Below are 13,637 nucleotides of genomic sequence, written 5' to 3'. Positions count from 1 at the left end.
ACGCAAAAGCCCCGCTCACTGGAATGAACGGGGCTTGGGGGTGCTGCTTTAGAAGTGGACGCTGGTGGTCAGCAATGCGGTCCGGCCCGCCGCCTGGTTGGCGAAATGGGTGGAGAACGCCTTGTCGTAGTACACCTCGTTGGTCAGGTTCTGCACGTTCAGCTGCAGGTCGACGTTCTTGGTCAGCTTGTAGGCGGCCATGGCGTCGTAGCGTACGTAGCTGTCGACCATGGTGGTGTTGGCCACGCTGCCGTACACGTCATCCACATAGAAGGCGCCGCCACCGACGGTCAGCTTCGGCGTGATCGAGTAGGTTGTCCACAGGCTGGCGCTGTTGTTCGGCGTGTTCGGCAGCTGGTTGCCATCGTTGGCCTTGCCCAGCGGGCCGCCGTCGATCTGGCGCGCTTCCATGTAGGTGTAGCCGGCAAATACCTGCCACTTGTCGGTGATCTTGCCGCTGGCCGACAGCTCGATGCCCTGCACGCGGGTTTCGCCGACGTTTTCGTAGGTGGTGGTGTTCACCTGGACGCGGGCATTTTCCTTCTCGGTGCGGAACAGCGCGGCGGCCAGGGACAGGCGCTCGTCGAGCAGGTCCCACTTGGTGCCGATTTCGTAGTTGGTGGTTTCTTCTGGCTCCAGGTCGCTGCTCAGCAAGTTGCCGCTGCGATCGGTGGTGTTGCCCAGCGGGTTGCCTTCAGTGCCTTCACCGAGCAGCGCACCGGGTGGGGTTGCGGAGGTGGCGTAGGACACGTAGATGCTGCCGTTGTCGGCCGGCTTCCATACCAGGCCCAGCTGGCCGGTGACGAACTCACTGGTGTCTTTGCCCTTGGAGACGATGCCCTTGGTACTTACCGCAGTGCTGCCGTTGGCGTTGTAGCCACGGTACTGTGTGTCGAAGTGGTCGTAACGCAGGCCCATGTTCAGCAGCCACTGTGGCGACAGTTCGAGGGTATCGAACACGTAGATGGCCCGCGTGTTGCTCTTGGTGTTGGTGCCAGCGTAGTTGCGCGAGATCGCACCGTTCCATGGGTCGTCAGGGTTCGGGTTGCTCAGCGAGGTGCAGTTGTAGCCGCTGGTGGCGCCGATCATGCCTGGGGTGCAGTTGGTGTTCGCTGCGCCGCCGGGGACGGTATCGGTGTCGACGTTGTAGGTTTCGCGGTCGCTTTCTTCACGGCTCAATTCGATACCGGTGGAGAAGCTGTTCTTCATGCCACCCAGGTAGAACTCACCAAACAGGTCGGTCTGGTTGGTGGTGGTGGAGGTGTTGCCCACACGCGTGTTGGCACGGCGCCAGACGCTGCCATTGTTGACGTTACCCTTGCTGTCGTCGGGCTGGGTCAGGATGTAGTCCTGCATGCTGTTGCCGTGACGGAAGGTGTTCTTGATGGTCAGCGCGTCGGTCAGGTCGTGCTCGATGGCGAAGGTGGCGATATCGACGCGGCTCTTGCGGAAGTCGCGGTCGGTCAGGCCGTAGAAGTTTTCGCTGTCGCCACCGTCGTTTGGCTTGCTCGGGTGAGCAGAGGTGCGCGCTGCGCTACCTGCGGTCGGGATGGTGTACGGAATGCCCGAATCTGGCAGGTCGTCACTTTCCAGGTGGTAGTAGTCGAGGTTGACGCGGGTCGCGGTGCCCAGGCCGAAAGCCAGCGATGGGGCGATACCCCAGCGGTCGTAGTTGACCTTGTCGCGGCCAGCGACGTTGCTTTCGTGGGTCATCAGGTTCAGGCGGCCGGCAACGGTGTCGCTGAACTGGTAGTTACCGTCGAAGGTGTAGCGCTGGGTCTGGTCGCTGCCCCAGGTCCAGGCGCCGTCGAGCGAGTTGCCCAGGTGTGCACGCTTGCTCACCAGGTTGATGGTACCGCCGGCGGCGCCACGGCCACCGATGGCCGAGTTCGGGCCTTTGGCCACTTCAACGGATTCGATGGCGAAGATTTCGCGGGTCTGGGCGCCGGTGTCGCGCACGCCGTCCAGGTAGGTGTCACCCTGGGCGTCGAAGCCGCGGATGAATGGGCGGTCGCCTTGCGGGTTGCCGCCTTCACCGGCACCGAAGGTGATGCCCGGTACGGTGCGCAGGGCGTCCTGCAGGGTCAGGGCATTGGTGTCCTTGATCACTTGCTGCGGGATTACGGTGACCGAACGCGGGGTGTCTACCAACGGGGCGGTGTACTTCTGCGAGGAGGCCTTCTCGACCTTGTAATCGGTGCTGGCCTGCTCTGCCTTGCCATTGACGCTGGTGGCGTCGAGGGTAACGGCATTGCGGGTGGCCGGGTCGGCGGCGTAGGCGCCGGTAGCGCTCAGGGCGACCCCGATGGCCGAGACGATCAGGCGTGGTGAGCTCACTGCAGATGGTACGTGACGCATTGTTGTAGGCCTTCCCCAAGGGTGTTAAGGCCGCGGATGTTAATGTAAGGGTTTGTAAGGCACAATTGAGACTCGTTACCATTCGCTAAGAATTTACAATCTTTACAAATTCTCTTTACGTTTTACTGACGCTGAATCGTCTAAGGCACAACCAGGGCTTGTGTAGCGTAAAAGGGAATCAATATCATTGACGCCTTTACAGATCTTAACGGTGCCGCCGCCATGCTGCTTCATATTCCAGGGTTGTTCGACGCCGATGAGCTGGCCCGTATCCGCGAAGCGCTGGAGCAGGCCGACTGGGCCGACGGCAAGGTCACTGCCGGTTACCAGTCGGCGAAGGCCAAGCACAACCTGCAGCTGCCGGAAGGGCACCCGCTGGCCAAGGAAATTGGCAGCGCGTTGATCGACCGCTTGTGGCAAACCCCGCGGTTCATGTCGGCGGCTTTGCCGCACAAGGTGTTCCCGCCGCTGATCAACTGCTACCGCGAGGGCGGCAATTTCGGTTTCCACATCGACAATGCCCTGCGCCAGCCCAAGGGCAGTGCGGAGCGGGTGCGCACCGACCTGTCTTCGACGCTGTTCCTCAGCGACCCGGATAGCTACGACGGCGGCGAGCTGGTGATCCAGGACACCTACGGGGTGCAACAGGTCAAGCTGGCAGCCGGTGACCTGGTGCTGTACCCCGGCACCAGCCTGCACAAGGTCAACCCGGTGACCCGTGGCGTGCGTTACGCCGCGTTCTTCTGGACCCAGAGCCTGGTGCGCGAGGACAGCCAGCGGGCGCTGCTGTTCGAAATGGACAATGCCATCCAGCAACTCACTGCCGACGTGCCGGACCATCCGTCGTTGCTGCAACTGACCGGTACCTACCATAACCTGCTGCGCCGCTGGGCCGAGGTCTGAGCCATGTCTTATCAACTGCGTCGTGAAGAAGTGGTGGATGCTGCCGGCCTGCAGGCAATGCTGGAACACAGCCCCGGCAAGGCGGCCCAGGCGATTCTGGCGGCCGCGGGGGAGGGCATGGTCGAGGCGCAGTTGCTGCTCGGGCAGATTTTGCTCGATGGCCGTGGCATCGAGCAGGATGCCGGTGTTGCCCGGCGCTGGTTCGGTATTGCCGCACAGGGCGGCAGTGCCATGGCGCACAACATGCTCGGTCGTTGCCTGGAGCATGGCTGGGGTGGCGAGGTGAACCTGGCGCAGTCGGCCATTCATTATGCTCGGGCAGCTGATGCCGGGCTGGATTGGGGGCTGTACAACCTGGGCAACCTGCTGGCCACCGGGCGCGGGCTGCCGGCCAATCAGGCGCAGGCGCTGACCTGTTACGAGAAGGCCGCGCAAATGGGCCATGCCAAGTCGATGAACCTGTATGGGCGTTACCTGGAGCATGGCATCGCCACCGCGCCGAGCCCAGTGCGGGCGGTACGTTGGTATAGGCGTTCGGCCGAGGCGGGGGATTTTCGCGGGATGTTCAGCCTGGCGATGGTATTGACCGAGCGAGGCGAGATGCTGGAGGCCGGGACCTGGCTGGAGAAAGCCAAGGTCGAGGGCAACCTGAACTTCCTGCGCAGTGCTTTGGTGACCTTGCAGGGGGGCGGGCCGGTGTTGATGGCCTTTGCCGGAAGCTATGCTGAAGAGCTGGCTCGGCGCGAAGATTGATGTCGCCTGTGCCGGCCTCTTCGCGGGTAAACCCGCTCCCACAGGTCCTGCACAGGCCTTGAGAACTGTGGGGGGGCTTGTGGGAGCGGGTTTACCCGCGAAGAGGCCGGCACAGGAAAGCACAAACGAAAACGGGGCCTTTCGGCCCCGTTTTGCGTTACAGGTAGTAAGCCTTCAGCGGCGGGAAGCCGTTGAATTCCACTGCGCTGTAGCTGGTGGTGTAGGCGCCGGTAGACAGCCAGTACAGGCGGTCACCGATGGCCAGGTTCAGCGGCAGGCCGTACTTGTAGTTCTCGTACATGATGTCGGCGCTGTCACAGGTCGGGCCGGCGATGACCACTTCTTCGGCTTCGCCTTTCTTCTCGGTCCAGATCGGGAACTTGATGGCTTCGTCCATGGTTTCGATCAGGCCGGAGAACTTGCCCACGTCGGTGTAGATCCAGCGCTCGACAGCGGTGCGCGACTTGCGCGCGACCAGTACCACTTCACTGACCAGGATACCGGCGTTGGCGATCAGCGAACGGCCTGGTTCGAGGATGATTTCCGGCAGGTCGTCACCGAAGTCTTCCTTGAGGAAGCGGATGATCTCTTCGGCGTAGGTCTCGAGGCTGTTGGTGCGGGTGATGTAGTTGGCCGGGAAGCCACCACCCATGTTGATCAGCTTCAGTTCGATGCCGTCTTCTTCTTTCAGGCGCTCGAAGATCACCTTGACCTTGGCGATGGCCGCGTCCCATACGCTGATGTCGCGCTGCTGGGAGCCAACGTGGAAGGAGATGCCGTAAGGCACCAGGCCCAGGTCACGGGCAAGGATCAGCAGGTCCATGGCCATGTCGGTCTGGCAACCGAACTTGCGCGACAGGGGCCAGTCGGCAGTGGTCGAGCCTTCGGTGAGGATACGCACGTAGACCTTCGAGCCCGGCGCGGCCTTGGCGATGTTGCGCAGGTCGGCTTCCGAGTCGGTGGCATACAGGCGCACGCCCTTCTCGTAGAAGTAGCGGATGTCCTTGGACTTCTTGATGGTGTTGCCGTAGCTGATGCGGTCGGCGCTGACACCACGACCCAGGACCTTGTCCAGTTCGTAGATCGAGGCGATGTCGAAGCTCGAACCTTTCTCTTTGAGCAGGTCGATGATCTCGACGGCCGGGTTGGCCTTGACCGCGTAGTACACCTTGGCGAACTCGAAACCAGCGCGCAGGTCGTCATAGGCCTGGCTGATCATCTGGGTGTCGATAAGTACGAACGGGGTTTCCTGCTTGTCGGCGAACGCCTTCATTTTCTGGAAGGTGTCACGCGCGAAATAGTCTTCGAGCTGGATCGACATGCTCAGGGACTCCATGGGCAAACTGAAAGATTAAGTGGCTGCAAACTGAACGTCCTCCGTATCCCCACTTTGGTTCGCCTACTCAGTACTTGAGCCGGATGGATCGTTTCCAGCATGGACGTTCGGCGCGCACTTTAGGGCGTGAAGAATGCAGAATCAACAGGCAATCCGGGTGCGATCGTCGTGGATCGGCACCCTACCCGTTGAATAACCGACTCACGTGACCACCTGATGTTCCCCGCAGTGTTTCAAGCGTAAAAAATTGTGGAATGGAGCGTTTTGACCGCTTGGCAGGCGAGCCCCTTTTTACAGGCATCGCACGATCGCTGTGGAAGCGGGCTTGGCCGCGAAAGGGGCTGTGGTGTTCATATTTATGGCCACATTTCCTTGGCACTGGCGTACATGAAAATGACAATAAATTTTTTGTTACCGACTGGCGGATTTGCTGGTTTTGATGAGAAACATTACTATTCGCACCCTCATCCGCCTCCCTGACGACCCCGAACGTGTCCGGACACAAAGGCTTCCTCGACCACTACCATGAGCTGATCGGCACCTGGACGCGCAAGTTGCGCAGTCGTCAGCAGGCCGAGGACCTCACCCACGATGCCTTTGTAAGGGTGCTGGAAAACCCGCGCGAGCAGGTCGAGCAGCCACGCGCCTACCTTCACCAGACCGCCCGTAACATCGCCGTGGACGGTTTCCGCCGCGAGGACCGGCGCCAGGCGCTGGCGCTGCAAGCCTTCGACGAAGGCGTGGCCGCCAGCGACGATCCGGAAGCCTACGTGCATGCCCTGGAGCTGGCCGACAGCGTCGAGCGGGCGCTGGCCGAGTTGCCGCTGAACTGCCGCCGGGTGTTCATCTGGCAGAAGCTCGAAGGGCTGAGCCAGGCCGAGATCGCCGAGCGCATGGGTTTGACCAAGAACATGGTCGAAAAGTATATGATTCGCACGCTCCGGCATCTGCGTGAGCACCTGGATGTGTCGGCATGATGAGTCAGGAGACCTTTTCCATGAAACAGCACGGTTCCGAGACCGTCCGCGAGCAGGCGGCCGCATGGTTCGTCCGCCTGCAGGACGCGCCGCGCGATGCCGCGCTGCAAAAGCAGTTACGTCTGTGGCTTGCCGCCGACCCCAGCCATCGTGCCGAGTACGATGCCCTGGCCACGGTGTGGAGTGCGGCAGAGTTGATCCCGCGCCAGCGCCTCGAAGCGCTGTGCGAGCCGGACCCGGTGCGCCAGTTGCCGCGGCGGCGCCTGCTGCGCCAGGCGCTGGCGGCTTGTGTGGCGCTGGTGGCGCTGGGGCTGGGCTGGACGGGCTGGCACTACCAGCAACTCAATCACCAGGGCAGCCTGCAGACTGCCCTCGGCGAGCGTCGCCAGGTCGAGCTGCCAGATGGTTCGCACCTTGAGCTCAATGGGGCCACCCAGCTGCAAGTCGATTTCAGCCCAGGCCACCGACACATTCAGTTGAACGCAGGTGAGGCGATGTTCATCGTCGCCCACGACAGCAGCCGCCCGTTCGTGGTCCAGACCGCCCAAGGCAACGTGACCGTGACCGGCACCCGCTTCGATGTGCGCCTGGACCCGGCCGCTACCCGGGTGGCGGTCGAGCAGGGATCGGTGCGCGTTCAGGGCAGCAATGCTTCATTGGCACAGCTGGGCGCAGGCCAGGGCGCTTACATTGATGCACACGGCCAGGTTGCCGCACCTTATGCGGTCGACGCCGCCACACTGACTGCCTGGCGCCAGGGCAAGCTGGTGTTCGACAACGCCAGCCTTGCCGACGTAGTGGCCGAAGTGTCGCGCTACCGCGCCCAGCCACTGCGCGTGGCACCTGGCAAGGTTGCCCAGATGCGCCTGTCCAGCACCTTCAGCATCGACGACACAGACGCTCTGCTGCGCGCCTTGCCGAGCATCCTGCCGGTGGCGATCAAAGCCCACGAAGACGGCTCCCGCGAAATAATCGCGAAATAGATTCAGGTTTTTTTCCGCTCGTTCGTCTTCCCCGCCAGCTGCAACTGCCAAGCATTTCGATTTGCATGCAGTTGGCGTTTACTCCTTCTTCAGGATGTTTCGACGACGTGAACAACAACAAACCCTTTCCACGCCTGAGCGCCCTGGCGCTGGCCCTGGCGGTCAGCACCGCAGCCGTCAACGCCCAGGCCGAGCAGGCCGGCCGTGCGATCCAGATCCAGGCGCAACCACTGGCCTCGGCGCTGAGCCAACTGGGCCAGCAGACCAATCTGCAACTGTTCTTCAGCCCTGAACAGGTAGCCGGCAAGCAGGCCCCGGCCGTGTCCGGCAACTTGGCCCCCGAGCAGGCCCTGCAGCAATTGCTGCAGGGCAGCGGGCTGACCTATGAGAAGTCCGAAGACACGGTGGTGGTGAAGCCGGCCCAGCCGGCCGGCACGCTCACCCCCGGCAGCCTGGAGCTGGCGCCCACCGACGTGAAGGTGGTCGGTGACTGGCTTGGCGATGCCGACCAGGCCGTGGTGCAGAACCACCCTGGCGCGCGCACCGTGGTGCGCCGCGAAGCGATGGTGGAGAAGGGGGCGATGAACGTGCGCGACGTGCTGCGCGGTATCCCTGGCGTGCAGGTGCAGGACAGCAACGGTACCGGTGGCAGTGACCTGTCGCTGAACGTTGGCGTGCGTGGCCTGACCTCGCGCCTGTCGCCGCGCTCGACCGTGCTGATCGACGGCATTCCGGCGGCCTTTGCGCCCTATGGCCAGCCGCAGCTGTCGATGGCACCGATTTCCTCGGGTAACCTCGACAGCATCGACGTGGTGCGCGGTGCCGGCTCGGTGCGCTATGGCCCGCAGAACGTCGGCGGGGTGATCAACTTCGTCACCCGCGCGATCCCCGAAAAAGCTTCGGCTGAACTGTCCACCACGCTGGAAACCTCCCAGCACGGCGGCTGGAAACACACCGAGTCTGCCTTCGTCGGCGGTACTGCCGACAACGGCATGGGCGTGGCCTTGCTGTACACCGGCGTGAATGGCAATGGCTACCGGGAAAGCAACAACGGCAACGACATCGACGACGTCATCCTCAAGACTCACTGGTCGCCGACCGACGTTGATGAGTTCTGGCTCAATTTCCATTACTACGATGGCCGTGCCGACATGCCCGGCGGCCTGACCCAGGCCCAGTACGACAGCAACCCGTACCAGTCGGTGCGCGACTACGACTACTTCGCCGGCCGGCGCAAGGACGTGTCTTTCAAGTGGCAGCGCCAGCTCGACGATGCCACCCAGTTCGAAGTGCTGACCTATTACACCGACAGCTTCCGTGGCAGCGCCATCGCCGCCCGTGACATGAAGACCCTGTCGACTTACCCGCGCAACTACCACACCTTCGCCATCGAGCCACGGGTGTCGCGGATCTTCTTCGCCGGCCCCACCACCCAGGAAGTCAGCGTCGGTTATCGCTACCTGAAAGAAGCCATGCGCGAGCAGTCGACCCGCCTGGCGCTGATCGACAACGTACCGACGCCCACGCCGACTTCCGACGGCCACGTGTTCCAGGACCGCAGCGGCGGCACCGAAGCCAGCGCCTACTACCTCGACGACAAGATCGATGTCGGCAACTGGACCATCACCCCGGGCATTCGCTTCGAGCACATCAATACCGACTGGCGCGACCGCCCGGTGCTTGGCACCAATGGCCAGCCGGTACCGGAAAAGAACCGCAGCATCACCAGCAACGAGCCGCTGCCGGCGCTGAGCGTGATGTACCACATCTCCGATGCCTGGAAAGTGTTCGCCAACTATGAGACCTCGTTCGGCAGCCTGCAGTACTTCCAGCTGGGCCAGGGCGGCACCGGCAACAGCACGGCCAACGGCCTTGAGCCGGAGAAGGCCAAGACCTACGAGCTGGGTACGCGCTATGACAACGGCGGTTTCGCAGGTGAACTGACGGCGTTCTACATCGACTTCGATGACGAGTTGCAGTACATCAGCAACGATGTGGGCTGGACCAACCTCGGTGCGACCCAGCACCAAGGTATCGAGGCCTCCGTGCGTTATGACCTGGCCGGGCTGGACCCGCGCCTGGAGGGGCTGTCGGTGAGCGGTGGCTATACCTACACCCGCGCGACGTATGAAGGGGATATCCCGGGTTTCAAGGGCCGTGACCTGCCGTTCTATTCGCGCCAGGTGGCCACCGCCGGGGTGCGCTATGCGATCAACCGCTGGACCTGGAATCTGGATGCTTACGCCCAGTCCAAGCAGCGTGCGCCAGGGACCGGGATCAATGCCGATGGCAGTTTCAACGGCGATTACATCACCGAGCCGAGTGCTGATGGGCAGTATGGCGACATTCCGGGCTACGTGACCTGGCATGCCCGTGGCGGGTATGCGTTTGGGGCGGACATGTCCAACCTGAAGCTGGCGGCGGGGGTGAAGAACCTGTTCGACAAGCAGTACTTCACGCGCTCCAGCGATAACAATGCCGGCCTCTATGTGGGTGAGCCGCGGACCTTCTATGTACAGGCCAGCGTAGGGTTCTGACTGGAGATTGTTGCGGCCGCTTTGCGGCCCATCGCGACGCAAGGCCGCTCCTACAGGGGATCGCGTTTCTTTGTAGGAGCGGCCTTGTGTCGCGAAAGGGGCGCAAAGCGCCCCCAGCTTTCTAGGAGGCCACCGCCTCAGCCGGCGAAACAATGCTGGTCTTGGCCCCGCGCGAACGCCCCGAGCTCAGGTAGGCCGCAATCGACTCCTGGGTGACCTCGCCCAGGAACACCTGCTCGGCATCCAGCACCGGCAACCACGCCCGGTTGAACTCGTACATCCGCGACAGCAGGATGCGCAGATGCTCATCATGCGACGCCGTGGCATTGAACGGCCGCAGGAAGTCGCCGCAGGTGCCTTGCTGGCGGTGCATGTCGCGCCGGCGCACATAACCCAGCGCCTTGTTCTGCCCGTCGGTCACCACCACATAGCGGCGGTCGTGCTCATCGAGCAGCTCCAGTGCATCGCTCACCGGCGTCTCGGGGCTCACCGACGGCGCGTTGTCCGCCGCATCCTCGGCGCGCACCAGCAGCAGGCGCTTGAGCGTGCTGTCCTGGCCGACGAAGTTGCTCACGAAGTCATCCACCGGGTGCGCCAGCAAGGTATCCGGGTGGTCCAGCTGCAGCAGCTTGCCAGCGCGGAAGATGGCGATCTTGTCGCCCAGCTTGATCGCCTCGTCGATGTCGTGGCTGACCATGATCACGGTCTTGTTCAGCGCCCGCTGCATCTCGAAGAACTCGTTCTGGATCATCTCGCGGTTGATCGGGTCGACCGCGCCGAACGGCTCGTCCATCAGCAGCACCGGTGCTTCCGCCGCCAGCGCGCGGATCACCCCGATGCGTTGTTGCTGGCCACCGGACAGTTCGCGCGGGTAGCGCTGCAGGTACTGCTTGGGTTCGAGCTTGATCATGTGCATCAGCTCACGGGCGCGCTCGTGGCACTTCTGCTTGTCCCAGCCGAGCAGGCGCGGGACCACGGTGATGTTCTCTTCGATGGTCATGTTGGGGAACAGGCCGATCTGCTGGATCACGTAGCCGATGTGCCGGCGCAGGGTCACTTCGTCCAGCGCGCTGGTGTCTTCGCCATTGATGAACACCTGGCCGGAGGTAGGCGTGATCAGGCGGTTGATCATCTTCAGCGTGGTGCTCTTGCCGCAGCCCGATGGGCCGAGAAACACGCAGATTTCACCTTCATTGACGGTGAGGCTTACCGAGTCGACGGCTTTGACGTCCTTGCCGTTGACGTTGAAGGTTTTGCTGAGGTTCTTCAATTCGATCATGAGCGCAGTCCTTCTGGAGTCAGGGCACGTTGCAGGGTTTGCAGGAGCAGGTCGGCGATGATCGCCAGCAGGCTGACCAGTACGGCGCCGACCAGCAGCATCGACATGTCGCTGCGGCTGATGGAGGTGAGGATGAGCACGCCCAGGCCGCCAGCGCCGATGGTGGCGGCAATGGTCATGACGCCGATGTTCATCACCACGGCGGTACGCACGCCGGCAAGGATCACCGGCACTGCAATGGGCAGCTCGACCATGCGCAGGCGCTGGCCGAACGTCATGCCGATGCCGCGCGCCGCTTCACGGATGCCGGGCTCGACGTTGGTCAGGGCCAGGTAGGTGTTGCGCAGGATCGGCAGCAGTGAATAAAGGAACACGGCGGTGATGGCCGGCAGCGGGCCGAGGCCCTGGCCGAACTTGGAGTAGAACGGCAGCAGCAGGCCGAACAGGGCGATGGAAGGGATGGTCAGCAGTACCGTGGCGCTGGCCTGCAATGGGCCTGCGACGGCCGGGAAGCGGGTCATCAGGATGCCCAGCGGCACGCCGACGATGATCGCCAGGCTCACGGCCACGCCGACCAGCATGATGTGCTGCCAGGTCAGCTGCAGCACCTGGGCCCAGTCGAGGTGGGCGAATGTGTCGAGCAGGCTCATGGCTGTACCTCGCTAGGCATTGGGTGCTCACGCAGGAAGGCGGCGGCCACCGTGGTCGGGTTCTGGTGTTCGACGTCGACCTTGGCATTGAGCTGGCGCATGGTTTCGTCATCGAGCTGCTCGGCCAGTGGCTTGAGCAGGCCGACCAGTTTCGGGTGGGCGTCGAGCACCTGCTTGCGCACCACCGGGGCGGCGGTGTAGTCGGGGAAGTAGTGCTTGTCGTCTTCCAGCAGCTTGAGGTTGAACGCGCTCAGGCGGCCGTCAGTGGTGTACACAAGGCCCGCGAACACCTGGTTGTTGTGCATGGCGGTGTAGACCAGTCCGGCGTCCATCTGGCGGATGTTGGCGCGCCCCACTTGCAGGTCGTACATCTCCTTCAGGCCGACCAGGCCATCCGGGCGGTTGGCGAACTCGGTGTCCAGTGCCACCAGGTGGTTGCGCTGGCTTTCGTCACGCAGCACCTGGTTGAGGTCGCTGATCGTATTGATCTGTGGATAAGCTTCGGCGACCTGCTTGGGCAGGCCAAGCGCGTAGGTGTTGCTGAATTTCGACGGGGTCAGCCAGATCAGGCCCTTCTTCGCGTCCAGCTCCTTGACCTTGGCGTAGGTAGCTTCGGCACTGGGCATGCGTTCGTCGATATGGTTGTACGACACCAACGACACGCCGGTGTATTCCCACATCAGGTCGAGCTGCCCGGTTTCCTGGGCCTGGCGCGCGATGCTGCTGCCAAGGCCGCTGGTGACGCGCACGTCGAAGCCATTGGCACGCAGGTATTGCGCGGTGATTTCGGCGAGCACGGTCTGTTCGGTGAACACCCGCGCGCCGATGCGGATCAGCGGTTTTTCCGCTGCCTGGGCAAATCCTGCGAACAGCAGGGCCGCGCCCAGCAGCAAGGCAAATCTCTTGTTCATACGTTCCCTCTCGTTATCCAGCCAGGCCGCGTTCCAGCCAGCGCTTGCTGGAGAAACTCACCGCCGCGTCGAGTACCAGCGCCAGCAGGGCGGTGCAGGCGGCACCGAGCAGCAGCTGTGGCTGGTTGTTCAGGGCGATGCCGGGGAAGATCAGGCTGCCCAGGCTGTTGGCGCCGATCAGGAAGGCCAGCGGTGCGGTGCCGACGTTAAGCGCCAGGGCCACGCGCACACCGCCGACGATGATCGGCACGGCGTTGGGCAACTCCACCTGCCAGAGTTGCTGGCGCGGGGTCATGCCGATGCCGGTGGCGGCTTCCTTGAGCGAGGCGGGGACGTTTTTCAGGCCCTCGTAGGTGTTGCGCACGATGGGCAGGAGGGAGGCGAGGAACAGCGCGAAGATCGCAGGCCCGGCGCCGATGCCCAGGATACTCAGGGCGATGGCCAGAACGGCCAGGGGGGGAATGGTGTTGCCAACGTTGAAGAACTGCATGAAGCGCTCGGCTTTGTCGACCCGGTGCGGTCGACTCAAGGCAATGCCGGCGGGGATGCCCACGGCCAGCGCCGCCGCCATCGAAGCCAGCACCAGCACCAGGTGCGCTTGCAGGTAGAACCCAAGATCGTCGCGATAACGCGCGATCGTGTCGATGCCGATCCAGTGGATCAGCAGGGCCAGGATGACGAGCACGGTGGCGCATCCCAACAGCCCTTTTCCGTAGCGTGTAGCCACAGGCGGACTCCTTGTGTTGTCGGCGAGCACACTTCTTGGTAGCCGGCCAATCCTGGCGGCGGGTGGTGTGTTCGCGAGTAGCGGCGTGAGGCAGCTGAAGGCTGCGTTCAGGCCATGAGCCGAACCCCGTCGGGCCCGAAAATGCTGATGAAACCAGTCCCCAACCGAAGCGGGTTGCAGGGGAGTGGACGTCTCCGTGGGCGTAAAGGTTCCCATCTGATGC

11 protein-coding genes are annotated in these 13,637 nt (G+C 63.0%); 5 read left to right on the top strand and 6 right to left on the bottom strand.

Annotated elements, in window-relative coordinates; all coding sequences use genetic code 11:
* Nucleotides 1-48 precede the first annotated feature (48 nt).
* Nucleotides 49-2,358, bottom strand: coding sequence for a TonB-dependent siderophore receptor (locus APH27_RS16125; RefSeq protein ID WP_060485339.1), 2,310 nt, complete (start codon nt 2,356-2,358; stop codon nt 49-51).
* Between the two features lie 222 nt (nt 2,359-2,580).
* Between APH27_RS16125 and APH27_RS16120 the strand changes: the two genes are divergently transcribed.
* Nucleotides 2,581-3,261: a Fe2+-dependent dioxygenase gene (locus APH27_RS16120; protein ID WP_027920264.1), complete on the top strand. Its 681-nt coding sequence runs from the start codon at nt 2,581-2,583 to the stop codon at nt 3,259-3,261.
* A 3-nt stretch (nt 3,262-3,264) separates the two neighbouring features.
* Nucleotides 3,265-4,014, top strand: coding sequence for a tetratricopeptide repeat protein (locus APH27_RS16115; RefSeq protein WP_027920263.1), 750 nt, complete (start codon nt 3,265-3,267; stop codon nt 4,012-4,014).
* Nucleotides 4,015-4,171: 157 nt separating this feature from the next.
* On the opposite strand, the gene APH27_RS16110 is transcribed toward APH27_RS16115, so the two are convergent.
* Entirely contained in the window at nt 4,172-5,335 is a 1,164-nt protein-coding gene (locus APH27_RS16110; RefSeq protein ID WP_060485338.1) for a type III PLP-dependent enzyme, read from the bottom strand.
* 506 nt (nt 5,336-5,841) lie between these two features.
* On the opposite strand from APH27_RS16110, the gene APH27_RS16105 reads away from it, so the two are divergent.
* The 3 genes from APH27_RS16105 to APH27_RS16095 all read left to right on the top strand — a co-directional run bounded on the left by APH27_RS16105 (nt 5,842) and on the right by APH27_RS16095 (nt 9,847).
* Nucleotides 5,842-6,327, top strand: coding sequence for a sigma-70 family RNA polymerase sigma factor (locus APH27_RS16105; protein ID WP_060485337.1), 486 nt, complete (start codon nt 5,842-5,844; stop codon nt 6,325-6,327).
* A gap of 20 nt (nt 6,328-6,347) precedes the next feature.
* On the top strand, nt 6,348-7,310 hold the full coding sequence (locus tag APH27_RS16100) for a FecR family protein (RefSeq protein ID WP_060485336.1): 963 nt from the start codon (nt 6,348-6,350) through the stop codon (nt 7,308-7,310).
* A gap of 107 nt (nt 7,311-7,417) precedes the next feature.
* The gene (locus tag APH27_RS16095; protein ID WP_060485335.1) at nt 7,418-9,847 is read left to right on the top strand and encodes a TonB-dependent receptor; all 2,430 of its coding nucleotides are present in this window, start codon (nt 7,418-7,420) and stop codon (nt 9,845-9,847) included.
* Between the two features lie 121 nt (nt 9,848-9,968).
* Here APH27_RS16095 and APH27_RS16090 read toward each other — a convergent pair whose 3' ends face one another.
* From APH27_RS16090 to APH27_RS16075, 4 genes are read right to left on the bottom strand one after another with little or no spacing between them, the layout of a single operon-like run.
* Complete coding sequence (locus tag APH27_RS16090; RefSeq protein WP_027920259.1) at nt 9,969-11,126, bottom strand: betaine/proline/choline family ABC transporter ATP-binding protein; 1,158 nt, start codon at nt 11,124-11,126, stop codon at nt 9,969-9,971.
* The gene (locus APH27_RS16085; protein WP_027920258.1) at nt 11,123-11,776 is read right to left on the bottom strand and encodes an ABC transporter permease; all 654 of its coding nucleotides are present in this window, start codon (nt 11,774-11,776) and stop codon (nt 11,123-11,125) included. Before APH27_RS16085 ends, APH27_RS16090 begins: the two co-directional genes overlap by 4 nt.
* Entirely contained in the window at nt 11,773-12,687 is a 915-nt protein-coding gene (locus APH27_RS16080; RefSeq protein ID WP_060485334.1) for a glycine betaine ABC transporter substrate-binding protein, read from the bottom strand. Before APH27_RS16080 ends, APH27_RS16085 begins: the two co-directional genes overlap by 4 nt.
* Before the next feature lie 13 nt (nt 12,688-12,700).
* Nucleotides 12,701-13,414, bottom strand: a complete 714-nt coding sequence (locus tag APH27_RS16075; RefSeq protein WP_060485333.1) for an ABC transporter permease — start codon at nt 13,412-13,414, stop codon at nt 12,701-12,703.
* Between the last annotated feature and the right edge of the window lie 223 nt (nt 13,415-13,637).

The organism is Pseudomonas sp. NBRC 111123 (genome assembly GCF_001320205.1).
Taxonomy (GTDB): domain Bacteria; phylum Pseudomonadota; class Gammaproteobacteria; order Pseudomonadales; family Pseudomonadaceae; genus Aquipseudomonas; species Aquipseudomonas putida_J.
Note: the sequence above shows the minus strand (reverse complement) of the source record. Positions and strands in the feature narration are given on the sequence as shown.

Excerpts from the sequence above, each read along its gene's own strand:
- APH27_RS16085 (WP_027920258.1), bottom strand. The coding sequence starts at position 11,776 with ATGAGCCTGCTCGACACATTCGCCCACCTCGACTGGGCCCAGGTGCTG.
- APH27_RS16080 (WP_060485334.1), bottom strand. The coding sequence starts at position 12,687 with ATGAACAAGAGATTTGCCTTGCTGCTGGGCGCGGCCCTGCTGTTCGCA.
- APH27_RS16110 (WP_060485338.1), bottom strand. The coding sequence starts at position 5,335 with ATGTCGATCCAGCTCGAAGACTATTTCGCGCGTGACACCTTCCAGAAA.
- APH27_RS16090 (WP_027920259.1), bottom strand. The coding sequence starts at position 11,126 with ATGATCGAATTGAAGAACCTCAGCAAAACCTTCAACGTCAACGGCAAG.
- APH27_RS16120 (WP_027920264.1), top strand. The coding sequence starts at position 2,581 with ATGCTGCTTCATATTCCAGGGTTGTTCGACGCCGATGAGCTGGCCCGT.
- APH27_RS16115 (WP_027920263.1), top strand. The coding sequence starts at position 3,265 with ATGTCTTATCAACTGCGTCGTGAAGAAGTGGTGGATGCTGCCGGCCTG.
- APH27_RS16125 (WP_060485339.1), bottom strand. The coding sequence starts at position 2,358 with ATGCGTCACGTACCATCTGCAGTGAGCTCACCACGCCTGATCGTCTCG.
- APH27_RS16100 (WP_060485336.1), top strand. The coding sequence starts at position 6,348 with ATGAAACAGCACGGTTCCGAGACCGTCCGCGAGCAGGCGGCCGCATGG.